The sequence below is a fragment of the Micromonospora sp. CA-244673 genome (assembly GCF_050948395.1).
GTDB lineage: Bacteria > Actinomycetota > Actinomycetes > Mycobacteriales > Micromonosporaceae > Micromonospora.
Genome location: NZ_CP192019.1, coordinates 5,820,063 through 5,843,258, shown reverse-complemented (window position 1 = coordinate 5,843,258; position 23,196 = coordinate 5,820,063). Strand labels below are relative to the sequence as shown.

General features: G+C 73.9%; 24 protein-coding genes. 19 read left to right on the top strand and 5 right to left on the bottom strand.

The window, feature by feature from the left end; genetic code table 11:
- The first annotated feature begins 78 nt into the window (after positions 1 to 78).
- From ACQP12_RS26735 to ACQP12_RS26710, 6 genes are all read left to right on the top strand, one after another.
- Positions 79 to 3,072, top strand: coding sequence for an Rne/Rng family ribonuclease (locus ACQP12_RS26735; protein WP_433282919.1), 2,994 nt, complete (start codon positions 79 to 81; stop codon positions 3,070 to 3,072).
- 115 nt (positions 3,073 to 3,187) lie between these two features.
- A complete protein-coding gene (locus ACQP12_RS26730; protein WP_357950553.1) occupies positions 3,188 to 3,661 on the top strand; it encodes a hypothetical protein in 474 nt (157 codons plus the stop codon).
- 188 nt (positions 3,662 to 3,849) lie between these two features.
- On the top strand, positions 3,850 to 4,164 hold the full coding sequence (gene rplU, locus ACQP12_RS26725; protein ID WP_357280013.1) for a 50S ribosomal protein L21: 315 nt from the start codon (positions 3,850 to 3,852) through the stop codon (positions 4,162 to 4,164).
- An 11-nt stretch (positions 4,165 to 4,175) separates the two neighbouring features.
- On the top strand, positions 4,176 to 4,433 hold the full coding sequence (gene rpmA / locus ACQP12_RS26720; protein WP_357950550.1) for a 50S ribosomal protein L27: 258 nt from the start codon (positions 4,176 to 4,178) through the stop codon (positions 4,431 to 4,433).
- Between the two features lie 89 nt (positions 4,434 to 4,522).
- Positions 4,523 to 5,986, top strand: a complete 1,464-nt coding sequence (obgE, locus tag ACQP12_RS26715) for a GTPase ObgE (protein WP_357950547.1) — start codon at positions 4,523 to 4,525, stop codon at positions 5,984 to 5,986.
- A 70-nt stretch (positions 5,987 to 6,056) separates the two neighbouring features.
- Positions 6,057 to 6,506 (top strand): GNAT family N-acetyltransferase, encoded by a 450-nt coding sequence (locus ACQP12_RS26710; RefSeq protein ID WP_433282915.1) that lies wholly within the window; start codon positions 6,057 to 6,059, stop codon positions 6,504 to 6,506.
- 9 nt (positions 6,507 to 6,515) lie between these two features.
- On the opposite strand, the gene ACQP12_RS26705 is transcribed toward ACQP12_RS26710, so the two are convergent.
- Both ACQP12_RS26705 and ACQP12_RS26700 read right to left on the bottom strand, forming a co-directional pair.
- On the bottom strand, positions 6,516 to 7,175 hold the full coding sequence (locus ACQP12_RS26705) for a DUF6766 family protein (protein WP_433282913.1): 660 nt from the start codon (positions 7,173 to 7,175) through the stop codon (positions 6,516 to 6,518).
- 122 nt (positions 7,176 to 7,297) lie between these two features.
- Positions 7,298 to 7,780, bottom strand: coding sequence for a DUF4383 domain-containing protein (locus ACQP12_RS26700; RefSeq protein WP_433282911.1), 483 nt, complete (start codon positions 7,778 to 7,780; stop codon positions 7,298 to 7,300).
- Between the two features lie 199 nt (positions 7,781 to 7,979).
- On the opposite strand from ACQP12_RS26700, the gene ACQP12_RS26695 reads away from it, so the two are divergent.
- From ACQP12_RS26695 to ACQP12_RS26685, 3 genes are read left to right on the top strand one after another with little or no spacing between them, the layout of a single operon-like run.
- A complete protein-coding gene (locus ACQP12_RS26695; protein WP_433282909.1) occupies positions 7,980 to 8,762 on the top strand; it encodes a hypothetical protein in 783 nt (260 codons plus the stop codon).
- 31 nt (positions 8,763 to 8,793) lie between these two features.
- Positions 8,794 to 9,258, top strand: coding sequence for a phage holin family protein (locus ACQP12_RS26690; RefSeq protein ID WP_357950535.1), 465 nt, complete (start codon positions 8,794 to 8,796; stop codon positions 9,256 to 9,258).
- Positions 9,255 to 9,905: a DUF3618 domain-containing protein gene (locus ACQP12_RS26685; RefSeq protein ID WP_433282907.1), complete on the top strand. Its 651-nt coding sequence runs from the start codon at positions 9,255 to 9,257 to the stop codon at positions 9,903 to 9,905. The genes ACQP12_RS26690 and ACQP12_RS26685 overlap by 4 nt, the downstream gene beginning before the upstream one ends.
- Positions 9,906 to 9,996: 91 nt before the next feature.
- Here ACQP12_RS26685 and ACQP12_RS26680 read toward each other — a convergent pair whose 3' ends face one another.
- Positions 9,997 to 11,106 carry a glycosyltransferase gene (locus ACQP12_RS26680; protein ID WP_433282905.1) on the bottom strand — a complete coding sequence of 370 codons (1,110 nt, stop codon included), beginning with the start codon at positions 11,104 to 11,106 and terminating at the stop codon, positions 9,997 to 9,999.
- Positions 11,107 to 11,246: 140 nt separating this feature from the next.
- Between ACQP12_RS26680 and ACQP12_RS26675 the strand changes: the two genes are divergently transcribed.
- The 5 genes from ACQP12_RS26675 (at position 11,247) to ACQP12_RS26655 (ending at position 16,568) form a co-directional block, all read left to right on the top strand.
- On the top strand, positions 11,247 to 11,888 hold the full coding sequence (locus ACQP12_RS26675; RefSeq protein ID WP_357950527.1) for an SRPBCC family protein: 642 nt from the start codon (positions 11,247 to 11,249) through the stop codon (positions 11,886 to 11,888).
- The gene (locus tag ACQP12_RS26670) at positions 11,885 to 13,063 is read left to right on the top strand and encodes a zinc-dependent alcohol dehydrogenase (protein WP_433282903.1); all 1,179 of its coding nucleotides are present in this window, start codon (positions 11,885 to 11,887) and stop codon (positions 13,061 to 13,063) included. Before ACQP12_RS26675 ends, ACQP12_RS26670 begins: the two co-directional genes overlap by 4 nt.
- Before the next feature lie 63 nt (positions 13,064 to 13,126).
- Positions 13,127 to 13,657: an HPP family protein gene (locus tag ACQP12_RS26665; protein WP_433282901.1), complete on the top strand. Its 531-nt coding sequence runs from the start codon at positions 13,127 to 13,129 to the stop codon at positions 13,655 to 13,657.
- Between the two features lie 3 nt (positions 13,658 to 13,660).
- Positions 13,661 to 16,108 (top strand): molybdopterin oxidoreductase family protein, encoded by a 2,448-nt coding sequence (locus tag ACQP12_RS26660; protein WP_433282899.1) that lies wholly within the window; start codon positions 13,661 to 13,663, stop codon positions 16,106 to 16,108.
- A 1-nt stretch (position 16,109) separates the two neighbouring features.
- Positions 16,110 to 16,568, top strand: coding sequence for a hypothetical protein (locus ACQP12_RS26655; protein ID WP_357950517.1), 459 nt, complete (start codon positions 16,110 to 16,112; stop codon positions 16,566 to 16,568).
- An 8-nt stretch (positions 16,569 to 16,576) separates the two neighbouring features.
- On the opposite strand, the gene ACQP12_RS26650 is transcribed toward ACQP12_RS26655, so the two are convergent.
- On the bottom strand, positions 16,577 to 17,824 hold the full coding sequence (locus ACQP12_RS26650) for a cytochrome P450 (protein WP_433282895.1): 1,248 nt from the start codon (positions 17,822 to 17,824) through the stop codon (positions 16,577 to 16,579).
- Between the two features lie 318 nt (positions 17,825 to 18,142).
- On the opposite strand from ACQP12_RS26650, the gene ACQP12_RS26645 reads away from it, so the two are divergent.
- Entirely contained in the window at positions 18,143 to 18,532 is a 390-nt protein-coding gene (locus ACQP12_RS26645) for a hypothetical protein (RefSeq protein ID WP_433282893.1), read from the top strand.
- 10 nt (positions 18,533 to 18,542) lie between these two features.
- Here ACQP12_RS26645 and ACQP12_RS26640 read toward each other — a convergent pair whose 3' ends face one another.
- Positions 18,543 to 18,761 carry a DUF397 domain-containing protein gene (locus ACQP12_RS26640; protein ID WP_357950510.1) on the bottom strand — a complete coding sequence of 73 codons (219 nt, stop codon included), beginning with the start codon at positions 18,759 to 18,761 and terminating at the stop codon, positions 18,543 to 18,545.
- Between the two features lie 66 nt (positions 18,762 to 18,827).
- On the opposite strand from ACQP12_RS26640, the gene pepN reads away from it, so the two are divergent.
- From pepN to ACQP12_RS26620, 4 genes are all read left to right on the top strand, one after another.
- On the top strand, positions 18,828 to 21,344 hold the full coding sequence (gene pepN / locus ACQP12_RS26635) for an aminopeptidase N (RefSeq protein WP_433282890.1): 2,517 nt from the start codon (positions 18,828 to 18,830) through the stop codon (positions 21,342 to 21,344).
- 105 nt (positions 21,345 to 21,449) lie between these two features.
- Positions 21,450 to 22,046 (top strand): nicotinate-nucleotide adenylyltransferase, encoded by a 597-nt coding sequence (gene nadD / locus ACQP12_RS26630; RefSeq protein ID WP_154228203.1) that lies wholly within the window; start codon positions 21,450 to 21,452, stop codon positions 22,044 to 22,046.
- 110 nt (positions 22,047 to 22,156) lie between these two features.
- A complete protein-coding gene (rsfS, locus tag ACQP12_RS26625; protein WP_030503099.1) occupies positions 22,157 to 22,561 on the top strand; it encodes a ribosome silencing factor in 405 nt (134 codons plus the stop codon).
- Positions 22,558 to 23,187, top strand: coding sequence for a histidine phosphatase family protein (locus tag ACQP12_RS26620; RefSeq protein ID WP_357950500.1), 630 nt, complete (start codon positions 22,558 to 22,560; stop codon positions 23,185 to 23,187). Before rsfS ends, ACQP12_RS26620 begins: the two co-directional genes overlap by 4 nt.
- Positions 23,188 to 23,196 lie beyond the last annotated feature (9 nt).

Below are 23,196 nucleotides of genomic sequence, written 5' to 3'. Positions count from 1 at the left end.
CGGCGGAAACACCTTTTGCGGCGACCCTGCGTGGCAGCGCTCACCCGCGCCCGGGGCAGCCAGAACTGGAGAACGTCCATGCTCGAGAACGAGCCCGAGGGCGGCGAACGGACCGGCGCAGAGCCGGCCGAGGCAACCGCCACCAGCAGCACCGACAGCACCGCCGAGGTCAAGCCGCCGGCGCGCAAGCGGGCCAGCCGCCGCAAGGCCGCGCCGCTGAACCAGCCGGAGCAGACCGACGCGCCGGTCGAGGCGCACACCACGGCGACCGGCACCGGCGAGACGCCGCAGGCCGAGGTGTTCGCCCCGGTCGCGGGGGACCTGGAGGCCGCGCCGAAGACCCGGCGGCGGCGCAAGGCGACGCCCGCCAAGGCGGCCGAGGAGCCGGTGGTCGCGGCCGGGGCGGAGGCCGCCTCCGACGAGGTGGTGCCGCCGGTCAAGGTGACCCGCACCCGCCGCCGCAAGAGCACCCCGCCGGCGGCCGAGGCCGCCGCGGACGAGGCGCCGACCGACACGCCCGCCGGGGCGGCGGCCGAGCCGCACGCGGTCGCCGAGCCGCAGGCCGACACCGAGCCGCCCGCCGCTCCGGCGCCCGCCAAGGGCGAGTTGGAGGACGAGGACGCGGTCGGCGAGGACGCCGAGGACGAGCCGACCGCCGACGAGGCCGTCCTGGCCCGCGCCGGCGGTCCGGAGGACCGGACCGGTGAGGTGTCGCCGGGTGCCGCGGTGCCGGGTCCCGTCGAGGAGCCGGCCGAGGAGCCCGCGCCGACCAGCCGTCGTCGCCGCGCCGCGCTCTCCGCGCCGACCGTCCTGTTCATGCCTCCGCAGCCCGAGGAGGCCCCGGTCGTCCGGGTCACCTACCCGGTCGCCGAGGAGCCGGTCGAGGAGCCGGCGGAGACCGGCCGGCGCCGCCGCCGGGGCCGCCGCGAGGCCGAGCCGGTGGAGGCCGAGGTCGAGGTCGAGGTCGAGGAGGAGCCGACCGTCGAGGCCGACGAGGTCGCCGAGGCGGAGGAGGACGAGGACGAGGCCGCCATGCGGCGCCGTCGCCGTCGGGGCCGCCGGGGCCGTGGCCGCGGCCGGGGCGCCGAGGAGGCGGAGGACGAGGAGGCCGAGGAGGCCGTCCGGGCCGAGTCCGCCGAGGCCGAGGCCGAGGAGGCCGAGGACGAGGAGGAGGCCGAGGGCGAGGGGATGACCCGCCGCCGCCGTCGGCGCCGCCGCCGGGGCGCGGGCGAGGCGGAGACCGCCGCCGAGGACGGCGTACCCACCGTCGTCAAGATCCGCGAGCCGCGCAAGGCCGTCGACGAGGTGCAGGGCGTCTCGGGCTCGACCCGGCTGGAGGCCAAGCGGCAGCGCCGCCGGGACGGCCGCGAGCAGCGGCGTACCCGCCCGCCGATCCTCAGCGAGTCGGAGTTCCTGGCCCGCCGCGAGGCGGTCGACCGGGTGATGGCCGTCCGCCAGCGGGGCGACCGGACGCAGATCGCGGTCCTCGAGGACGGCGTGCTGGTCGAGCACTACGTGACCCGCAACTCGTCCGGCACCATGGCCGGCAACGTCTACCTGGGCAAGGTGCAGAACGTCCTGCCCAGCATGGAGGCGGCCTTCGTCGACATCGGGCGTGGCCGCAACGCCGTCCTCTACGCCGGCGAGGTCAACTGGGACACCACCGGCCTGGAGGGCCGGGCCCGCTCGATCGAGCAGGCGCTCAGGTCCGGCGACTCGGTGCTGGTGCAGGTCACCAAGGACCCGATCGGGCACAAGGGCGCCCGGCTGACCAGCCACATCGCGCTCTCCGGCCGGCACCTGGTCTATGTGCCGAACGGCAACGCCTCCGGCATCAGCCGGAAGCTGCCGGACACCGAGCGCAAGCGGCTGCGCGACATCCTCAAGAAGCTGGTGCCGGACGGCGCCGGGGTGATCGTCCGGACGGCTGCCGAGGGCGCCAGCGAGGACGAGCTGGCCCGGGACGTCAAGCGGCTCCAGGCGCAGTGGGAGGAGATCCAGGCCAAGGCGGCCGAGGGTGGCGCCCCGGTGCTGCTCTACGAGGAGCCCGACCTGGTCATCCGGGTGGTCCGGGACCTGTTCAACGAGGACTTCCGCGAGCTGGTCATCGAGGGCGAGCCGGCGTACGACCTGGTCGAGTCCTACCTGTCGCACGTCTCGCCGGACCTGGTGGCGCGACTGCGCCGGCACGCCGGCACCACGGACGTGTTCGCCGAGTACCGGATCGACGAGCAGATCCTCAAGGGGCTGGACCGGAAGGTCTTCCTCCCGTCCGGCGGCTCGCTGGTGATCGACCGGACCGAGGCGATGACCGTCATCGACGTGAACACCGGCAAGTACACCGGCTCCGGGGGCAACCTGGAGGAGACGGTCACCCGGAACAACCTGGAGGCGGCCGAGGAGATCGTGCGCCAGCTCCGGCTGCGCGACCTCGGCGGCATCGTGGTGATCGACTTCATCGACATGGTGCTGGAGTCGAACCGGGAGCTGGTGCTGCGCCGGCTCACCGAGTGCCTCGGCCGGGACCGCACCAAGCACCAGGTCACCGAGATCACCTCGCTCGGCCTGGTGCAGATGACCCGCAAGCGGATCGGCGCGGGCCTGCTGGAGGCGTTCAGCGAGACCTGCGAGTGCTGCAAGGGCCGGGGCGTCATCATCCACACCGAGCCGGTGCCGGAGAAGCCGCGCGGTGGCGCGGGCGAGAAGGTCAAGGCGGTCGCCTCGGCCGTCACCAGCCCCGCCACCGAGGAGAAGGGCCGCCGCCGGGGCCGCAAGGCCGCCGCGGAGAAGCCCGCCGCGGAGGCCGCGGAGCAGCCCACCCCGGCCGCGCCGGAGAAGGCCGTGGCCGAGGTGTCGGACGACGACTACTACGACACCCAGGGCTACGACCTGTCCCGGTTCGAGACTCAGACGGCGGCCGCCCCGGCGGTCGCGGACAGCCAGGAGGGCGACTCGGCCCGGCTGGCCGCCGCGGACGACCCGGACGCCATCGGTGACGACGAGGGCGCCGAGGCTGGCGCCGGCCGCCGGCGCTCCCGGCGCGGCGGCGCGCGGCGGCGTACCCGGCCGTGAGCCGCTGACCTGCACGGCGTTTGACAGGGCCCCTGCACCGGCAACAGAGTCCGGGGCAGGGGCCCTGCCGTCTCCGTCGACCCCCGGTCGGGACGGCCGCCCCGGAGGAGGAGACATGCGTCGTGTGTTCGTGGTCACCGCGCTGACCGGGGTCCTGCTGGCCGGCGCCGGCTGCGCCGACCGGGGCCAGGACCCGTTCGCGGTGGGCTTCGCCTCACCGGCCCCACCGCCCACCGCCCCCACACCGGCCCCGACGGTGACCGGGGACCCGGGTGTCTGCGCCCGCGCCAAGCAGGCCGGGTCCGCCGCCGTGCAGACGTACGTGTTCAAGCTGGCCGAGATGCTGCGCGCCACGGGCCGCGGCGACCGCAAGACCGCGGACGCCGCCCGGAAGGACGCGGAGACGGCCCTGGCGGGCTGGCGGGACACGCTGCGGGAGCAGTCCGGGCAGGCGGCCGACCCGCGGCTGCGTACCCTGTTGGCGGACCTGGCCACGGAGGTCGGCAGGCTCGGCACGGACGTGCAGTCGATCGACGAGACGGAGTTCGACCGGCTCCAGGGGCGGCTCGACGAGCTCTGTCCGGCCTGACCGGGCGGCCCGGTTTGGGTGGCGGGCCGGGTATGGCGTACGCTTGCCTGCGGCGCACTTTGGTGTGCCGAGTTCCCGCGTGCCCGCGCCGCCGGTGTCACGGCTCCCGGCGAGACGCCGTGGGAACAACCGACCGGTAACGGTGGGTGAAGACGCCAGCAGCCTCAACGACAGGGAGTCCGCCTCCGATGTACGCGATCGTCAAGACCGGCGGCAAGCAGTACAAGGTCGCCGAGGGCGACGTGATCGAGGTCGAGAAGCTCGCCGGTGCCCCCGGCGACGCGGTGAAGCTCACCGCGGTGCTCCTCGTCGACGGTGACGACCTGGTGACCGACGCGGCGAAGCTTGCCACGGTCGCGGTGTCCGGCGAGATCGCCGCGCACACCAAGGGCCCGAAGATCCGGATCCACAAGTTCAAGAACAAGACCGGCTACCACAAGCGCCAGGGTCACCGCCAGCCGCTGACCCAGGTCAAGGTGACCGGCATCTCCAGCGGGAAGTAGGTCGTCCTCCAATGGCTCACAAAAAGGGTGCGTCCAGCTCGCGTAACGGTCGCGATTCCGCGGCCCAGCGGCTCGGCGTGAAGCGCTTCGGTGGTCAGGTCGTCAGCGCGGGTGAGATCCTCATCCGTCAGCGTGGCACCAAGTTCCACCCCGGTGACCTGGTCGGCCGTGGCGGCGACGACACGCTGTTCGCGCTGGCCGCCGGTTCGGTCCAGTTCGGCACCAAGCGCGGTCGCAAGACCGTCAGCATCATCGTGCCGCAGCAGTAATTTTCCGGCGAAGCGGGCCGCGGACCTCGTGTCCCGGCCCGCTTCGTCTTTTCGCACGCGGGGGCGTGCCCCGCTGGAAGGATTGCGTCGTGACGACGTTCGTTGACCGGGTCGTCCTGCACATGCAGGCCGGCGACGGCGGGCACGGCTGTGTCTCCATCCACCGGGAGAAGTTCAAGCCCTTCGGCGGCCCCGACGGCGGCAACGGCGGGCACGGCGGCAGCGTCTCGCTGGTCGTCGACCCGCAGGTGACCACGCTGCTCGACTTCCACTTCCGGCCGCACATGAAGGCCGAGAACGGCAAGGGCGGTGCCGGTTCGAACCGGGACGGGGCCAACGGCCGCGACCTGGTGATCAAGGTGCCGAACGGCACCGTGGTGCAGACCCTCGACGGTGAGGTGCTGGCCGACCTGGTGGGTGTGGGCACCACGTTCGAGGCGGCCCGGGGCGGTCGTGGTGGCCGGGGCAACGCCTCGCTGGCGAACGCGCGGCGCAAGGCCCCCGGCTTCGCCGAGTTGGGCGAGCCCGGCGACCGGCTCGACGTGGTGCTGGAGCTGAAGAGCGTCGCGGACGTCGGCCTCGTGGGCTTCCCCTCCGCCGGCAAGTCCTCCCTGATCTCGGTGATCTCCGCTGCCAAGCCGAAGATCGCCGACTACCCGTTCACCACGCTCGTGCCCAACCTGGGCGTCGTCCGGGTGGACAACCACACCTTCACGGTCGCCGACGTGCCGGGGCTCATCCCGGGCGCGGCCACCGGCAGGGGGCTGGGCCTGGAGTTCCTCCGCCACGTCGAGCGGTGCGCCGTGCTGGTGCACGTGGTCGACACGGCGACGCTGGAGCCGGGCCGGGACCCGCTCGCCGACATCGACGCCATCGAGTCGGAGCTGACCCAGTACGGCGGTCTGACCGACCGCCCCCGCCTGGTGGCGCTGAACAAGATCGACGTGCCGGACGGGCGGGACCTCGCCGACATCGTCCGGCCCGACCTGGAGGCCCGCGGCTTCCGGGTGTTCGACGTCTCCACCGCCACCCGCGAGGGGCTGCGGGAGCTGACGTACGCGATGGCCGAGCTGGTCGACCAGTCGCGCCGCGCCGCGCCGCCGGCCGAGCCGACCCGGATCGTGCTCCGCCCGAGGGCGGTCGACGACGCCGGCTTCACCATCGAGGCGGAGGACGACGGGTCCTTCACCGTCCGGGGCAGCCGCCCGGAGCGCTGGGTCAAGCAGACGAACTTCGACAACGACGAGGCGGTGGGCTTCCTGGCCGACCGGCTGGCTCGCCTCGGCGTGGAGGAGAAGCTGGCCAAGGCCGGCGCCCAGGCGGGCGACCTGGTCCGGATCGGCGACCGGGAGTTCGACTGGCAGCCCACCCTCTACGCCGGGGTGGACTTCGTTCCCGGCAACCGGGGCACCGACGTCCGGCTGGAGGACAAGTCGACCCGGGTCTCCGCCGCGGAGCGGCTGGCCGCGCGCAAGGCGCGCCGGGTGCGCCCGGAGGACGAGCTGGAGGCGGCCGCCCCGCAGGACGACGCCGACGACGAGGACTGGGACTAGTTCCGCTCCGTCCGCGTTCGGGATGTTCGTCGGAAACCTCCGCGAAATCCGGCCGACCTACCGTGACGGGATGCTGATCGAATCCCGTCCCGCCACCGATCCCGAGGTCGCCGCCCTGGTCGTCGCGCAGCAGCGGGAGCTGCGCGAGGCCGACGGCGGCCTGGACGGGCAGGCGACGATCACCCACGACGACATCCGCTACCTGGCGGTGGTCGAGGGCGGCCGGGCGGTCGCCTGCGGCGGCCTCCAGGCCCTCGGCGCCGACACCGGCGAGTTGAAGCGGATGTACGTCCGGCCGGCGTACCGGGGGCGGGGGATCGCCCGGCAGTTGCTGGCCGCCCTGGAGGAGCTGGCCTTCCAGCAGGGGCACACCACCGTGTGCCTGGAGACCGGGAGCTACCTGCCGGCCGCCATCGGCCTCTACCGGTCCTGCGGCTACCGGCCCATCCCGGTGTACGGGGAGTACGTCCACAACCCGTACAGCGTGTGCTTCGCCAAGCGGCTCCCGGTCGCCGCCTGAGGCGGACCGCTACGCGCCGGTCTCGGCGTGGGCCGCCGTGACCGGCTTGGACTCGGGGCTGGCGTGCTGGCGAAGCACGATGCTGAGCAGGATCAGCACGCCCACGGCGAGGAACTCGCTCTGCCAGTTCTGCATGGACTGGAACCAGAAGTCGCTGGTGCCGAGGAACTGCGAGGCGCTGATGGGTGCGGCGCCGCTCTGCAACGCCTGCTCCTGGTTGTAGGCGGCCACGCCGCCGAACAGGTGACCGAGGAACGAGCCCGCGAAGATCATGAACAGCGCGATGGAGAGGCTGTTCCGGTAGATCACCAGCGGCAGGCCGCCGGCCCGCACCGGCCAGGGGGAGTCCGGGGTCCCGTGCCGCGGGTCGTCCTCGGGGCGGTCCGTCTGGCCCTCCGGCTTCGACTCGGCCGAGCCCTTCTGCACGAGGTACGCGGTGAGCAGCACGTAGCCGCCCATCTGGAGGAACTCCGACTCCCAGTTCTCGAAGACCGCCTCGGCGAAGTGCCCGGTGCCCAGGTACGTCCACCAGCTCAGCGGCGCGGCGCCGTTCTCGGCCAGATCCTCGTTGTGCACGTGCCAGCCGAACACGCTCTGCAACACCAGGAAGATCACAAACGCGCCGAGCATGGCGACCGTGAGCGCGTTGTCCCGCAACCACCGTGGCATCGCCGGACCTCCTCGTCCCACCGGGGTCACTCCCCGTGGTGGTCCTGATGCCCCAGGCGCTGAGCGGGCAAACGCCGGCCCGGTGTCTCGCGGCCGACGCCGCTCGAACGGGTGACGGCTGGTCAGGGCCGGTCGAGGGGAGTGTCCGGCCGACCGCCGGTGCCCACCTCGTTGTTGAGCAGCAGGCCCAGCGCGAGCATGCCGAAGCCGAGGAAGAGGTGCAGCCAGTTGTCGGCGTCGTTGAACGGCACGAAGTTCGCCGCGGTCTCCCGGTCGATGGCGAAGCCGTACAGCCAGAGGCCCAGGTAGGCGGCGCCCCCGCCGGCCAGGAACAGCCGCGCCCCGGCGACCCGCCGGGCCAGCACGAGGCCGGCCAGGCCGAAGAGCAGGTGCAGCAGGTTGTGCAGGATCGACACCTGGAACAGGCCGATGAGCTTGGCCTCGGAGTGGTGGCCGGCGAACCGGAGGTCGCCGTAGTGGGTGGTGAAGCCGGGGACGAAGCCGAGCACACCGATCAGCACGAAGACGGCGGCCACGGCGAGGGCGACCTTCTGGATCGGCGGCCGGGACCGGGCCGCGGCGCGTCCGCGCACGTCACGTGCCATCGCTGTCACCTCCGTGGAGCACACCACCACCCGGGCGGGCAGACCCTCCATTGTGTGACCGGCGCGGGGCGGCTCCGCAGAGAAATGACGAATCAGGCATGGACCCGGCGACCGGGGGTAGGGATTCCGACACGCCGGCAGCAACGCCGGCGTGATCCCCCCAGCACAACCGCTACGAATTCCGAGCGGAAGGGACATCATGACTTACGATCTCTCATCCACGTCCGGCACGTACCAGTCGACCAACGGCGGCGGGGTCCGCGACCAGGCCCGCCAGGTCGGCAGCGAGGCCGCCGACGCGGGCGGCGCGGTCGCCCAGACCGCCAAGGAGCAGGGCCAGGAGGTCGTGGGCGAGGCCAAGCGCCAGGCCCGCAACCTCTACGGCGAGGCCCGGAACCAGGTCACCGCCCAGACCAGCCAGCAGCAGCAGCGCGCGGCCAGCGGGCTGCGGTCGCTGGCCGAGGAGATGCGCTCGATGGCGCAGAACGGCGGCGGCGCGGGCCCGGTCACCGAGCTGGCCCACCAGGCCGCCGACCGGGTGCACGGCGTGGCCGGCTGGCTGGAGCAGCGCGAGCCGGGCGACCTGCTCCACGAGGTGAAGAACTACGCCCGCCGCAACCCGGGGACCTTCCTGGTGGGCGCCGCCCTGCTGGGTGTGGTCGCCGGCCGGCTGACCCGGAACATCGCGGCGGTCGGCGACGGCAACGGCGTGCAGCCGTCGTACGACCCGGACCGGACCGCGGTCATCCCGACCTCGCGGGCGGTGCCGGAGCAGGTGCCGCCGGGCGGCTACCTCGACCCGACCCCCGGCACGTACGCCGAGCCGGACCCGGGCTACTCCGCGCCGGGTGCGACCTACCCGGGTGGCGGCGCCCCGAACACCTGGGCCGACCCGGAGGGTGGCACCGGCCAGCCGCTGCCCCCGCCGAGCCGGACCGACCCGCTGCCGGGCGTGCCGTCGAGCGGCGTCAACCGTCCGTGAACGGCCGAAGCGGCAGAAGGGAGGCGACGGCATGAGCATGCCGACGCAGGGGTCCGGGCTGGACTCCGGCTACGACGCGGCGGGCGCGCCGCACAGCGCGGACGAGGTCCGCGGCAGCTCCCTCGGTGAGCTGATGCGCCAGGTCACCACCGACCTCTCCACGCTGATGCGCCAGGAGGTCGAGCTGGCCAAGGCCGAGATCCGCCAGGAGGGGAAGAAGGCGGGCAAGGCCGCCGGCCTCTTCGGCGGCGCCGGCTTCGGCGGCTACATGGTGGCGCTCTTCGTCTCCATCGCGCTGTGGCAGTTCCTGGACAACGTGATGGATTCGGGCCTGGCCGCGCTGATCGTGGCCGTGATCTGGGCCGTGATCGCCGCGGTCCTCTACTCGATGGCCAAGAAGAACGCCGAGCGGATCCGCGGCCTCAAGCAGACCAACGACAGCGTGCAGCGCATCCCCGACGCGCTGAAGCCGCACCCGGAGGGAGTCACCCGATGAGCACCGATCCCGACCAGATCCGCCGGGAGATCGAAGCCACTCGCAGCAACCTGAGCTCGGACGTGGACGCCCTGGCGTACAAGGTCAGCCCGGGCCGGATCGTCGACGACCGCAAGCAGCGCGTCCGCAGCGCGCTGACGAACGTGAAGGACAAGGTGATGGGAACCGCATCGGACCTCGGCCACAGCACCGGCCACGCCGCCCACTCGGTCGGCGACCACGCCTCCTCGGCGGCGTCCACCGTCGGCGACAAGGCGCACGCCGCCGCCTCGACCGTCGGCGACGCCGCCCACCGGGCCCCGCAGGTGCTGCGGGAGAAGTCCGAGGGCAACCCGATCGCGGCCGGCGTGATCGCCTTCGGCGTCGGCATGCTGGTGTCCTCGCTGATCCCGGCCACCCGCCGCGAGCAGCAGGTCGCCGCGCAGGTCAAGGAGAAGGCCGCCGAGCACGGCGGCGTGGTGAAGGAGAAGCTCACCGAGGTCGCCGGGGAGCTGAAGGAGGAGCTGCGCGAGCCGGCGCAGCGGGCCACCGAGTCGGTGAAGTCCACCGCGCAGGACGCCGTGCACGCCGTCAAGGACGACACGAAGTCCGCCGCGCAGGACGTCAAGGACACCGCGCAGCAGTCCCGCGACCAGGTGCGGTACTGACCGCCGACATCCGCACGCCGCAGCTCGCGGCCACTCCCGGCAGCACGCCGGGGAGTGGCCGCGAGCTGTCGTGTGCGGGGTCGTCGCCGGTTCAGCCCGGCAGCCGGTCCGACCGGGCCGGGGCCGGCGCGGCGCCGGTCTCCACCCAGAGCACCAGGTCGTCGGGGCGGCGCTCGGCGAGCCGCCGGCGCAGCGCCCGGATGGAGTGCGCGGCCTGACCGGCGTCGGGGCCGGGCGCGCCGCCGCGCAGCCGCCGGCCCACGGCGAGCCAGGCGCCGACCCCGCGTTCCAGCAGCCAGAGCGGCGCCGCGAGCGAGGTGTGCGCCGGGAAGACGCGGGCGCCGCCGGCCCGTCGCCGGCCCAGCTCCGCCACGGCCACCGTCGCCACCCCGGCCCGCAGCAGCAGCCCCGGCCGGCGGGCGGCGAGCGCGGCCGCCGCGGCCGGCAGCACCGCCAGCGCGGCCGGCAGCCATCCCGGCCGGGCCACCTCGTCGTACGCCTGGCGGCGCGCGGCGGCCGGCGGGAGCCGGCGGACGTACAGCCAGGCGGGGGTACGCGTGGCACCCCCGTACGCGCGGACCGTCCGGACCAGCTCCAGGTTCCCGGCGAGCACGTCCGGGTCGTAGCCGCCCATGGCCAGGAAGGTGCTCCGGCGCACCGCGAGGGTGCCCGGCCGGTCGCCGCCGAGCGCCCGGCGCAGCAGCGTCCCGCCGGTGTCCCGCCAGGCGTGCCAGGGCAGCGGGTCGACGTGGTGCTGCGGCCGGACCAGGTCCACCCGGTCGAGCAGCCCGTGCACGGCGCGCAGCCCCGCGAGGTCGTAGCGGACGTCGTCGCCGGCGATCACCACGTGCTCGTGACGGGCCAGGGCGACGCCGGTCAGCACGCCGAGCGCCGTGGGGTTGCGACCGCGCAGCGCGGGATCGGGCGGGACGTGCCGGACCAGGCCCCGCCACGCGGCGGCGTGCCGGGCGAACAGCTCGGGCGGCGACCCGTCGACCACGATGACGTCCACCCACCGGCTCAGCTCGCGCAGGTACCCGGTCAGCCCGCCGCCGCTGTCGGAGTCCGCCCGCAGCGGCAGGACGTACGCCAGCGGCAGCCGGTCCGGCGTGGACGCCGCGCCGGGGTCGAGGCGGGCGGGCGCCTCCTGGATGCCGCCGGCCGGACGGTGCCGGCCGGACTGGCGGGGGTCGATGACCACGGGTGCGCCCCTCTCGGTCGGCAGGGACGGCAGCGTGCCCGAAATTTCGGTGATCAAACCGTTTCGCCGTTTCGACGCCGCCGGGCCGGGTAGCGCACCGGGATGCGGGCGGTCCGAGGCGCCCCGGCGGAGGAGACGTGATGAGCAGCAGCAACGCGACGAGGTGGGCACTGGCCGGCGCGGCCACGGTGACCGCGCTCGGGGTCGGCCGGGTGGTGGCCCGCCGCCGGCGCCGGCATCAACCCGACCGGGCGGACGGCTGGTACGTCGTCCACCGCGGAATCACCGTGGACCGGCCGCTGGAGGCGGTGATCGGCTTCTGGACCGACCGGGAACGGCTGGACCGGGGTCTCGCCGAGTGGGCGACGCTGGAGCAGCTCGACGACAACCGTTGGAGCTGCGTGGCGAGGGACCCGGCCGGCGGCGGCACCGAATGGCGGGCCGAGATCACCGTGGCCGGCCCGGGCCGGCTGAGCTGGCGGGTCACCGAGGGACCGGTGGCCCAGGAGGGGCGGGTCGAGCTGGTGCCCGCGCCGCAGGACCGGGGCACCGAGATCCGTGCCGAGATGCGCTGGCGGTCCGGCCCGGTACGCCGGGCGCTCGGCCTGACGGGCGGGGACGACCCGGATGTCGCGCTGCGCAGCGGCCTGCGCCGGATCAAGTCCCTCATCGAGACCGGCCAGGTGCTGGACACCCGGCACGACCCGTCGGGGCGCAGCCCGAAGCAGGAGCAGGCGACCGACCGGGTCCGCGAGAAGCTGATGGCGGGAGGCCGGCCGTGAGGGCGCTGTGCTGGGAGGGCGTCGGCAAGCTGGCCGTGCGCGACGTGCCGGAGCCGACCATCCGGTCCGGCGGCGACATCATCGTCAAGGTGCGGGCCAGCAGCGTGTGCGGCTCCGACCTGCACCTGATCAACGGGTACCTGCCGGCGATGCGCGAGGGTGACATCCTCGGCCACGAGTTCATGGGCGAGGTGGTGGAGACCGGCCCCGACGTGCGGCGGACCAAGGTCGGTGACCGGGTGGTGGTCGGCTCCGTGGTGGCCTGCGGCGGCTGCTGGTACTGCCGCACCGAGCAGTACTCGCTCTGCGACAACTCGAACCCGCAGCCGGTCTTCACCGAGAAGCTCTGGGGCCATTCGCCGGCCGGCATCCTCGGCTACTCGCACGCGGCCGGCGGCTACTCGGGCAGCCACGCCGAGTACATCCGGGTGCCGTTCGGCGACGTCGGCGCGTTCACCGTGCCGGACGGGGTGCCGGACGACTCGGTGGTGTTCGCCTCCGACGCCATGCCGACCGGCTGGATGGCGGCCGACTTCTGCGGCCTCAAGGGCGGCGAGGTGGTGGCCGTGTGGGGCGCCGGCGGGGTGGGTCAGATGGCCGCCCGGTCCGCGCAGATCCTCGGCGCCGAGCGGGTGATCGTCATCGACCGGCTGCCGGAGCGGCTGGCCACGGCCACGCAGCGGCTCGGCGTCGAGACGATCAACTACGCGGAGACCGACGTGCTGGAGGCGCTGCGCGAGCTGACCGCCGGGCGCGGGCCGGACGCCTGCATCGAGGCGGTCGGCATGGAGGCCCACGACGTCGGGCCGGTCTACGCGTACGACAAGGCGAAGCAGAGCGCCCGGCTGCAGAGCGACCGGCCCACCTCGATCCGGCAGGCGATCATGGCGTGCCGCAAGGGCGGCACGGTGAGCATCGTGGGGGTGTACGGCGGCCTGGTGGACAAGTTCCCGCTCGGCGCGGCCATGAACAAGGCGCTCGTGCTGCGGATGGGGCAGATGCACGCCCAGCGCTACATCCCGATGCTGCTGGACCGGGTCGCGATCGGCGAGATCGACCCGGCCTACCTGGCCACCCACCCGATGTCGCTCGAGGAGGGGGCCCGGGGCTACGAGATCTTCCAGAAGAAGAAGGACGGCTGCCTGCGGACCGTGCTGCACCCGCAGCCGGCCTGACCGGACGCGCAACGGCCGGGACGCGCGTCGATTCGAAGTTTCACGGCGGGGTACAGCAACCACATGCCCGCCGAGATCGATGAGACGCCGTCCCGGCCCGCCGCGCGGGCCTTCGCCGGCAGCGCGGTCGCCGTGGTGGTGGCCGGCGCGGTGGCCCTGCTGACCCGGCAGCCGTGGCTGTTCCCGAGCCTCGGACCGGCGATCATGCTGCACATCGAGCAGCCCGGCAAGCCGGAGTCCTCGCCGCGCAACACCGTGATCGGGCACCTGGTGGCGCTGCTCGCCGGGTACGCCCTCCTGGTGGTCACCGGGCTGGCCGACCACCCGTCCGCCCTCCAGGAGGGGGTGTCCGGGGCGCGGATCGTGGCCACGGCCGGCTCGCTCGCCGTCACCGCCGCGGTGCTGGTGCTGCTGAAGGCCGCGCATCCACCGGCCGGCGCGACCACACTGATCGTGAGTCTCGGGCTGTTGCACACCCCGGTCCAACTCGTCGTGGCGTTCGCCGCCGTGCTGCTGGTGACCGCGGTGGACCTGCTGGTCAACCGGGCGACCGGCCGGTCGATGCCGCTGTGGGCGGCGCCGAAGGAGGGATGAGCCGTGGTGGACCGGATCGCCGACCCCTGGGGGCCGCGCACGCCGTACGGGCCGGGGGAGCGCTGGCCGGTGCGGGTGGACACCTTCCTGGCCGACGGGCACACCGAGGCCGACGTGCGGCGCTGGGTGCCCAGCGCCTCCATCCTGCACTCGAACGGCGACGCCATGGACATCGCCGTCATGGACGACCGGATCGTCGGTGTCCGCGGCCGCTCCGGCGATCGGATCAACCACGGCCGGGTCGACCCGAAGGACCTCTACGGCTGGCAGGCCAACCACAGCGCGGACCGGCTGCGCCGGCCGCTGGTCCGGGAGGGGGACCGGCTGGTCGAGACGGACTGGGACACCGCGATGGGCCGGATCGTGGCCCGGTCGAAGGAGCTGCTGGACGGCCCGGGGGGCTGGGGGCACTTCGGCTTCTACACCAGCGGGCAGCTCTTCCTGGAGGAGTACTACACGCTCAGCGTGATCGGGAAGGCCGGGATCGGCACCCCGCACATGGACGGCAACACCCGGCTCTGCACCGCCACCGCCGCGGCGGCGCTCAAGGCGTCCTTCGGCACCGACGGGCAGCCCGGGTCGTACACCGATGTGGACCACTGCGACGCCATCGCGCTGTGGGGACACAACGTCGCGGAGACCCAGACCGTGCTCTGGATGCGGATGCTGGACCGGCGGCGCGGTCCGAACCCGCCGGCCATGCTCGCGGTCGACCCGCGCGCCACCCCGGTGGCCCGGGAGGCCGACGTGCACCTGGCGCTGCGCAACGGCACCAACCAGGCGCTGCTCAACGGCCTGCTCCGCGAGGTGATCCACCGCGGCTGGTACGACGAAGCGTACGTCCGGGAGCACACGCTCGGCTTCGAGGAGCTGTGCCAGGTGGTGGAGGACTACCCGGTCGCGAAGGTCGCCGACATCTGCGACCTGCGGGCCGCGGACATCGAGCGCGCCGCCGAACTGCTCGGGCGGTCGGAGCGGCTGCTCTCCACCGTCCTCCAGGGCTTCTACCAGTCCAACCAGGCCACCGCGGCCTCCTGCCAGGTGAACAACCTGCACCTGATCCGGGGCATGCTCGGGCGGCCCGGCGCCGGGCTCTATCAGATGAACGGCCAGCCCACCGCGCAGAACAACCGCGAGTGCGGCGCCGACGGCGACCTGCCCGGCCTGCGCAACTGGGCCAACGAGGAGCACATCGCCGAGCTGGCCCGGCTGTGGAACGTCGAGGTCGACAAGATTCCGCACTGGGCGCCGCCGACGCACGCCATGCAGATCTTCCGGTACGCCGAGCAGGGCTCGATCAAGCTGCTGTGGATTTCGGCCACCAACCCGGCGGTCTCCCTGCCCGACCTGGCCCGCATCCGCCGGATCCTGGCCAACCCGGAGCTGTTCGTGGTGGTGCAGGACCTCTTCCTGACCGAGACCGCCGAGCTGGCCGACGTGGTGCTGCCGGCGGCCACCTGGGGCGAGAAGACCGGCACGTTCACCAGCGTCGACCGGACCGTGCACATCTCCGACAAGGCCGTCGAGCCGCCCGGCGAGGCCCGCCCCGACCTGGACATCTTCCTCGACTACGCGCGCCGGATGGACTTCCGCGATGCCGACGGCAACCCGCTGATCACCTGGACCGGGCCGGAGGAGGTCTTCGAGGCCTGGAAGGAGTGCTCCCGCGGTCGGCCCTGCGACTACACGGCGATGACCTACGACAAGCTGCGCACCGGCGGTGTCCAGTGGCCGTGCACCGACGAGCACCCGGACGGCACCGAGCGGCTCTACACCGACGGGGTGTTCAACACCGACCCGGACTACTGCGAGTCGTACGGCCACGACCTCGCCACCGGCGCCGAGCTGCTGCCGGAGGAGTACCGGGCCAAGCAGCCCGCCGGGCGGGCGTTCCTGCACGCCACCCCGTACCAGCCGTCGCCGGAGGTGCCGAGCGGGGACTTCCCGCTGCTGCTGACCACCGGGCGGACCGTCTACCAGTTCCACACCCGGACCAAGACCGGCCGGGCCACCCAGCTCGTGCACGCCGCCCCCGAGTCGTGGGTGGAGCTCAACCCGGCCGACGCCGAAGGGCTCGGCGTCGGCGAGGGGGACCTGGTCCGGATCGAGTCGCCGCGCGGCGTCGTCCGCGCCCGGGCCCGCATCTGCGGGGTACGCCCCGGCGTGGTCTTCCTCCCCTTCCACTACGGCTACTGGGACGCGGCCGACGGTGCCGCACCGGGTGCGGGGCGCCACGACCGGGCGGCCAACGAGCTGACCATCACCGCGTGGGACCCGGTCTCCAAGCAGCCGATCTTCAAGGTGGCGGCGGTGCGGGTGGTGAAGGAGGCCGACTCGGGCGGCTGGCCCTCGCCCGCCCCCACGGTGGGCGGCTCCGCCCCGCCGGAGGGTTCGGGGATCCCGGCCACGGTCGGCGGGCCCGCCGCCGAGGCGTCGTCGAGGGGGGAGTGACATGCACCTGGCGCACTATCTGGGCCTGCTGCACAAGGCCCAGGAACGGCTCGGGGACGCGTTCACCGAGGTGGGCGAGGCGCACGGGGACGAGCCGGACGTCTTCCACACCTGCGAGAAGCTGGCCACCCAGTGCCGTGCCCACGCGGAGAAGCTGGCCCCCTTCGCCCGCCGGTACGCCGAGGAGGCCCCGGCCGAGCCGGACCGGCTGCACTCCGAGCTGTTCGCCGGCACGCGTACCGGGCCGATCGGGCTGCTCCGCGACCTCCAGGACCTCTACCTCATGGCCGCCGAGTGCGACATCTGCTGGACCGTCGTCGGGCAGGCCGCGTACGGGGCCCGGGACGAGGACCTGCTCGGGGTGGTGCGGGCCTGCGAGCAGGAGACCGCGATCCAGCTCAAGTGGCTGCGCACCCGGATGAAGCAGGCCGCCCCGCAGGCGCTCGTGGTGGCGTCGTGACGCGCTGATCAGGCGGTACGGCGGACGCCGTCGAGGACCAGACCGCTGGGTGGCAGGGCGGGCATCCGCCCGAGGTCCAGGGCCAGGTCCTGCGGCGGCAGCCGGTAGCTCATCGCGCCGGTGAGGTTGCCGACCGCCCGCTTCATCAGCTCGATCGTGATCCACTCGCCGGCGCACCGGTGGCCGGTGAGGTGGTCGCCGCCGCCCTGCGGGATCAGCCGGAACGGGTCATCCCGCCAGCCGTCGAACCGCTCCGGCCGGAACCGCTCCGGCTCCGGCCAGAGCCGCGGGTGGTGGTTGGTGCCGTAGAGGTCGAGCAGCACCCGCCGGCCCTGCGGGAAGGTGTACCCCTGCCACTCGAACGAGCGCCGGACGCGGGCCGCGGCGACCGGGAAGAACGGGTAGTACCGGCGTACCTCCTGCACGAAGCTCTCGGCGGCCGCCTCGTCGTCGCGGACCCGGTCGCACCAGTGCGGGTGGTCGTGCAGCGCCAGCGCCGCGAAGACGACGAAGCGGTCCACCGCGACGGTCGGGCGGAGCACGTTGAGCAGCTCCACCGCGGCGATCCGGCGGGGCAGCGGGGTGCCCCGCTCGTCGCGCTGCTCGGCGACGACCCGCAGCGCGCTGCCCTCCGGCGCCGGCAGCGTGCCGGAGCGCACCCGCTCGATCACCTCGCCGGCCCACCGCTCGGCCCGGCGGCGGGCGAGCCGGCCCCGCCAGTGCCCCGGACCGAGCACGGCCGGTCCCTCGATCATCGCGTGCATCTCGGCGGTCCGGCGGGGCACGTCGGCGTCGGCCAGCGGCACCCCGGCCCAGGCCCAGACCGCCCGGGTCAGCATCCGGCCCACCTCGTCGTAGAGCACCACCGGCCCGGACTCCGCCCAGGCCGGGATCCGGGCCCGCCACTCGTCGTCGAAGAGCTGCCCGAGGTGGCGGACCGCCGCCGGCGTCATGATCGACATGAACATGGCCTTGCGGTTCCGGTGCTCGGCGCCGTCGAGGCCCTGGACGCCGCCCACGCCGGTCAGGGTGCGCTGCCCGCGCATCGGCATGGCCCCGCGCCGGACGAAGCGCTCGTTGTCGTAGAACAGCTCCGCCGCCGGGCGGCCCCGCAGGCAGACCGTCGGTTCCAGCAGCAGCCGGGTCTGGAAGATGTCGCTGCCGAGCCGGTCGCACCGCGTGCCCACGAACCGGTAGCCCTCGCGGAGGAACGCCAATGTGCTCTCCGGGCTGCGGTCGCTGGGGATGGTGCTCATCGGCTGCTCCTGACGCGGCTCGGCGGCCCTGTGCGGTCGCTGCGCTACCTACCCGTGCCGGCGTGCGCAAATCCTCGCCCGCGACCTCGTGACCGGGGAATCCGTGCCCCCACGACCCGCGATCGGCGCGTGCCGCGCCGCCCGGGCCCGGGTCCGGCCGGCGGAGCGCCGTGGAGGGGGCCGGCGGCGAGCGCGCACGCTGGCCCCTCCCAGGACGCGGAAAAGCTGGTTCGCTTCGGAACGGGGCCGGCGGCGGCCGGCCCCGCACCCGCCGGCGGGACTCCCGGCGGGGCGACCACCGGCGACGGGGGAGGACGGATGCGGGACAACAGGGCAATCCACCGGCGGCACCGGCGGGCGGTGACCGGGCTGCGGCCCGGCGATCGGGAGGAGCCGCTGGTCGGGCCGCCGCGGCGTGCCACGGCCCGGCCACCCCGGCACTTCACCGTGCACCTCGGCTTCGAGGCGGCCGACCCGGGCACGGCGCGGGAGTTGGCGGTCGCGTACGCCGAGGCGCTCGGCCTGCTCCGCCCGGAGTTGGCGCTCGGCGCGGCGGCGCTCTCCCCGGCCGACGCCTGGCACCGCGCCGAGCGGCTGTTCTGCGGGGCGGTCGGCCCCGACGGCGAGCGCTGCGCGGACGTGGCGGGTCACCCGGGCTTCCACCACGCGTCCGGCCCCGGCGGGCTCGGCTGGGGCGACGGTGACTGAGCGCGGGGGCTCAGTCCAGGTCGAACTCGCCGTCCTGGGCGCCCGCCACGAAGGCGTCCCACTCGTCCTGGGTGAACACCAGCACCGGCCCGTCCGGCTCGGCCGAGTTCCGCATCCCGATCAGGTCGCCGACGAAGGCCACCTCGACCGCACTCTCGGACGTGTCGCCCTCGGCCCGCTGCCAGACCGCCCGAGACAGGTCGAAATCGCCCTTGGGGTGCTGACCCATCGTTGTTCCTCCATCGCCACGCGTATCGGGGGAGCCCGCTCGGACCCCATCGGGCAGGATAAGCGGATGCCGAGCCTGACCCGTGTAGAGGCGACCGCGCGTGGCGCGTCGATTACCGTCGAGTCCTACCACGTGGACCTCGACCTGACCGGCGACGCCGAGCGGTTCCGCTCCACCGTCACCATCCGGTTCCGGGCGACCCCCGGCACCGAGACCTTCGCCGAGGTCAAACCCCTGCGACTGCTCGGGGCGCGCCTCAACGACCGGGACCTCGACCCGGCCCTGCTCGACGACAACCGCCTGCCGCTGACCGGGCTGGCCGCGACCAACACGCTGACGGTCGGCGCCGAGATGGCCTACTCGAACACCGGCGAGGGGATGCACCGCTTCGTCGACCCGGCCGACGGCGAGACCTACCTCTACGCCATGTCCTTTCTCGACGACGTGCAGCGCATCTTCGCCGCGTTCGACCAGCCCGACCTCAAGGCCCCGGTGACCCTCGCGGTGACCGCACCGCCGGAGTGGACGGTGGCCGCCAACGGCCAGGTCGCCGACCGGCCGGCGCCGGGGCGCTGGGAGTTCGCGCCCACCGCGCCGCTGGCGACGTACTTCGTCACGCTGATCGCCGGCCCCTGGCACGTCCGGCAGGACGAGCACGACGGCATCCCGCTCGCCGTCTACTGCCGCAGGTCCCTCGGCGCGCACCTGGACGCCGACGCCGACGAGATCTTCACCGTCACGAAGCAGTGCCTCGACCGGTTCCACCAGCTCTTCGCCGAGCGCTACCCGTTCGGCAAGTACGACCAGGCGTTCGTCCCCGAGTTCAACGCCGGCGCCATGGAGAACCCGGGCCTGGTGACCCTGCGCGACGACTACATCTTCCGCTCGGCCGTGACCGACAGCCAGCGGGAGCTGCGGGCCACCACCATCGCGCACGAGATGGCGCACATGTGGTTCGGCGACCTGGTCACCATGCGCTGGTGGGACGACCTCTGGCTCAACGAGTCCTTCGCGGAATACCTGGGCACCCGGGTCACGGCCGAGGCCACCCGCTTCACCGGGGCGTGGACGACCTTCGCCATGCGCCGCAAGGCCTGGGGCTACGCGGCCGACCAGCGCCCCTCCACCCACCCGGTGGCCCCGGAGGAGGTGGCCGACGCCGCCCAGGCGCTGCTCAACTTCGACGGCATCTCCTACGCCAAGGGCGCCAGCGTGCTGCGCCAGCTGGTGGCCTGGGTGGGCGACGAGCCCTTCCTGGCCGGCCTGAACGCGCACTTCGCCAAGCACCGGTTCGGCAACGCCACCCTCGCCGACCTGCTGGAGAGCCTCAGCGCCGCCAGCGGGCGCGACCTGGCCGACTGGGCCGAGCGCTGGTTGCGCCGCCCGCAGGTCAACACGTTGCGGATGGAGACCGCGGTCGACGCCGACGGCCGGTGGAGCGAGGCGGCGGTGGTGCAGACCGCGCCGGAGACCCACCCGGTGCTGCGCCCGCACCGCATCGGCGTGGCCCGGCACGCCCCCGACGCCCCGGTGCGCCGCTTCGAGGTCGACCTCGATCCGGCCGCCGACCGGGGCCGCACCGTGCTGGCCGAGCTGGTCGGGCAGCCCGCCACCGGCCTGCTGCTGCCCAACGCCGGTGACCTGACCTTCGCCAAGATCCGGCTCGACCCCGCCTCGGCGGACGCGGTGCCCATGGTCCTCCCGGGGCTGGCCGACCCGCTGTCCCGGGCGCTGCTCTGGGGCGAGGCGCTGGACGCGGCCACCGACGGCGAGCGGCCGGTGACCTCGGTGGTCGCGCTGATCGAGGCGGCGCTGCCGGCCGAGACCGAGGTGATCATCGCGGAGGACGTGCTCAGCCTCAGCCGCAACCTGGTCGACCGCTACCTGGACCCGCTGGCCCGCGACGCGGCCCTGCTCCGCGTCGCCGGGGCCTGCGCCACTCTGCTGGCCGGCGCCCCGGCCGGCGGCTCGCTGCAACTCGCCGCGGCCCGGGGGCTGATCGGCGCCACCACCGATACCGGGCTGCTCGCGGGCTGGCTGGCCGGCGAGGGCGTGCCGGCCGGGCTGGCGGTCGACGCCGACCTGCGCTGGGCGCTGCTGCACCGCCTCGTGGTGCTCGGTGCGGCCGGCGAGCCCGAGATCGCCGCCGAGGCGGCCACCGACCGCAGCGCCACCGGGGCCGAGCGGGCCGCGAGCTGCCGCGGGGCGCTGCCCGACGCCGACGCCAAGCGGGCCGCCTGGGAGATCGTCACCCGCAACACCGACCTCTCCAACCGCCTCGTGGAGGCGACCGCCGAGGGCTTCTGGCAGCCGGAGCAGGCCGAGCTGACCGCCGCCTACGTCGAGCGCTACTTCGCCGACATGCCGGCCGCCGCGCGGCTGCGTACCCCCTGGACGGCGGACCGGGTCGCCACCCTGGCCTTCCCCCGCTACGCCGTGGCGCAGACCACCCGGGAGCTGGCCGCGGCGCTGCTGGCCCGCGACGACCTCACGCCGGGGCTGCGCCGGCGGGTCGTCGACCTCGACGACGACCTGCGTCGCGCCCTGGTCGCGCGGACCGCGGTGGCCGCTGCGGGCGCCTGACCTCGGTGACCGCGCCGGGCGGGGTGTGACCCCCGCCCGGCGCGGTCCGTGGGACGCCCGGCGGCCCCGCCGGACCGCCGGCGGGCCCCGGCCTACGATCGCTGGGTGGAGGAAGACATCCGGCGAATCGGGATCATGGGCGGCACCTTCGACCCCATCCACCACGGGCACCTGGTGGCCGCCAGCGAGGTGGCGGACCGGTTCGGCCTGGACGAGGTCGTCTTCGTTCCCACCGGGCAGCCCTGGCAGAAGGCTGACGAACCGGTCAGCTCGGCCGAGGACCGCTACCTCATGACGGTGATCGCCACGGCGTCGAACCCCCGCTTCCAGGTCAGCCGGGTCGACATCGACCGGGGCGGCCCCACCTACACGGTCGACACCCTCCAGGACCTGCACGACGAGTACGGCCCCAAGGTGCAGCTCTTCTTCATCACCGGCGCTGACGCCCTCGAACGCATCCTGTCCTGGAAGGAAGTGGACCGGATGTTCGAGCTGGCCCACTTCATCGGGGTGACCCGGCCCGGCTTCGAGCTGTCCGACAAGCACCTGCCCGCCGACACGGTGAGCCTGGTGCAGGTCCCCGCCATGGCCATCTCCTCGACCGACTGCCGGGCGCGGGTGGCCCGGGGTGAGCCGGTCTGGTACCTGGTGCCCGACGGTGTGGTGCAGTACATCGCCAAACGGCGGCTCTACCAGCGCTGAATCCGCCCGGAACGTGTGCCTTTGTCCGCGTAATCGACCAGAACTGACAAGTCGTCGCCCGCCCGGGTGTGAGAGGCTTGGAGGGTCGCACGGTTGATCGAAGGAGAACGGTGACAGTTTCCGAACGCGCTCACGAGCTGGCGATGGCCGCCGCCCAGGCCGCGGCCGACAAGAAGGCGCAGGACATCGTCATCATCGACGTGGGCGACCAGCTCGCGATCACCGACGCGTTCCTGCTGGCCGCCGCTCCGAACGAGCGTCAGGTGCTCGCCATCGTCGACGCCATCGAGGAGCGCCTGCTGGAGCTGCCGGAGAAGGCCAAGCCGGTCCGCCGCGAGGGCGAGCGGGGTGGCCGCTGGGTGCTGCTCGACTACGTCGACATCGTGGTCCACGTGCAGCACACCGAGGAGCGCGAGTTCTACGCCCTCGACCGGCTCTGGAAGGACTGCCCGCAGATCCCGTTCGTGGACCGGGACCTCGCCGACTCGGCAGCCGGCACCGCCACCGCGGAATGACCCGACTGATCATCTGGCGGCACGGCAACACCGACTGGAACGCCGCCAGCCGGGTGCAGGGGCAGACCGACGTGCCGCTCAACGACCTCGGCCGGGAGCAGGCCCGGGTGGCCGCCCCCGTGCTGGCCGCGCTGCGCCCCGACGCCATCGTCGCCAGTGACCTGCGCCGGGCCGCCGACACCGCCGCCGCGCTCGCCGCGCTGACCGGGCTGCCGGTCCGCTCCGACGCCCGGCTGCGCGAGCGGCACTTCGGCCAGTGGCAGGGCCTCGCCCTCACCGAGGTCGCCGAGCGCTTCCCCGACGAGTACGCCCGCTGGCGGGCCGGCGACCCCGACCCCGGCGCGGGCATCGAAAGCCTCGACGACCTGGGCCGGCGGCTCGGCGCCGCGTTCCAGGAGGCGGCCGACCTGGCCGCCGGCGGCACCGTGGTGGTCACCACGCACGGCGGCGGCGCCCGGCAGGGCGTCGGCCACCTGCTCGGCTGGGACCACACGGTGCTGCGCAGCCTCGGGTCGCTGGCCAACTGCCACTGGACCGAGCTGCGTCACGACGACGTCCGGGGCTGGCACCTGCGGGCACACAACGTCGGGCTGATCACCCAGCCCGCGCTCACCGACGCGGTCTGAGCCGTTCGG

What these genes read in the sequence shown, in the direction of transcription:
- pepN (WP_433282890.1), top strand. Translation starts at nt 18,828, where the DNA reads ATGCCGAGCCTGACCCGTGTAGAGGCGACCGCGCGTGGCGCGTCGATT.
- ACQP12_RS26620 (WP_357950500.1), top strand. Translation starts at nt 22,558, where the DNA reads ATGACCCGACTGATCATCTGGCGGCACGGCAACACCGACTGGAACGCC.
- ACQP12_RS26650 (WP_433282895.1), bottom strand. Translation starts at nt 17,824, where the DNA reads ATGAGCACCATCCCCAGCGACCGCAGCCCGGAGAGCACATTGGCGTTC.
- ACQP12_RS26730 (WP_357950553.1), top strand. Translation starts at nt 3,188, where the DNA reads ATGCGTCGTGTGTTCGTGGTCACCGCGCTGACCGGGGTCCTGCTGGCC.
- ACQP12_RS26710 (WP_433282915.1), top strand. Translation starts at nt 6,057, where the DNA reads ATGCTGATCGAATCCCGTCCCGCCACCGATCCCGAGGTCGCCGCCCTG.
- rpmA (WP_357950550.1), top strand. Translation starts at nt 4,176, where the DNA reads ATGGCTCACAAAAAGGGTGCGTCCAGCTCGCGTAACGGTCGCGATTCC.
- ACQP12_RS26735 (WP_433282919.1), top strand. Translation starts at nt 79, where the DNA reads ATGCTCGAGAACGAGCCCGAGGGCGGCGAACGGACCGGCGCAGAGCCG.
- ACQP12_RS26665 (WP_433282901.1), top strand. Translation starts at nt 13,127, where the DNA reads ATGCCCGCCGAGATCGATGAGACGCCGTCCCGGCCCGCCGCGCGGGCC.
- ACQP12_RS26655 (WP_357950517.1), top strand. Translation starts at nt 16,110, where the DNA reads ATGCACCTGGCGCACTATCTGGGCCTGCTGCACAAGGCCCAGGAACGG.
- rplU (WP_357280013.1), top strand. Translation starts at nt 3,850, where the DNA reads ATGTACGCGATCGTCAAGACCGGCGGCAAGCAGTACAAGGTCGCCGAG.
- ACQP12_RS26700 (WP_433282911.1), bottom strand. Translation starts at nt 7,780, where the DNA reads ATGGCACGTGACGTGCGCGGACGCGCCGCGGCCCGGTCCCGGCCGCCG.
- ACQP12_RS26685 (WP_433282907.1), top strand. Translation starts at nt 9,255, where the DNA reads ATGAGCACCGATCCCGACCAGATCCGCCGGGAGATCGAAGCCACTCGC.
- ACQP12_RS26640 (WP_357950510.1), bottom strand. Translation starts at nt 18,761, where the DNA reads ATGGGTCAGCACCCCAAGGGCGATTTCGACCTGTCTCGGGCGGTCTGG.
- ACQP12_RS26690 (WP_357950535.1), top strand. Translation starts at nt 8,794, where the DNA reads ATGAGCATGCCGACGCAGGGGTCCGGGCTGGACTCCGGCTACGACGCG.
- ACQP12_RS26695 (WP_433282909.1), top strand. Translation starts at nt 7,980, where the DNA reads ATGACTTACGATCTCTCATCCACGTCCGGCACGTACCAGTCGACCAAC.
- ACQP12_RS26645 (WP_433282893.1), top strand. Translation starts at nt 18,143, where the DNA reads ATGCGGGACAACAGGGCAATCCACCGGCGGCACCGGCGGGCGGTGACC.
- ACQP12_RS26675 (WP_357950527.1), top strand. Translation starts at nt 11,247, where the DNA reads ATGAGCAGCAGCAACGCGACGAGGTGGGCACTGGCCGGCGCGGCCACG.
- ACQP12_RS26705 (WP_433282913.1), bottom strand. Translation starts at nt 7,175, where the DNA reads ATGCCACGGTGGTTGCGGGACAACGCGCTCACGGTCGCCATGCTCGGC.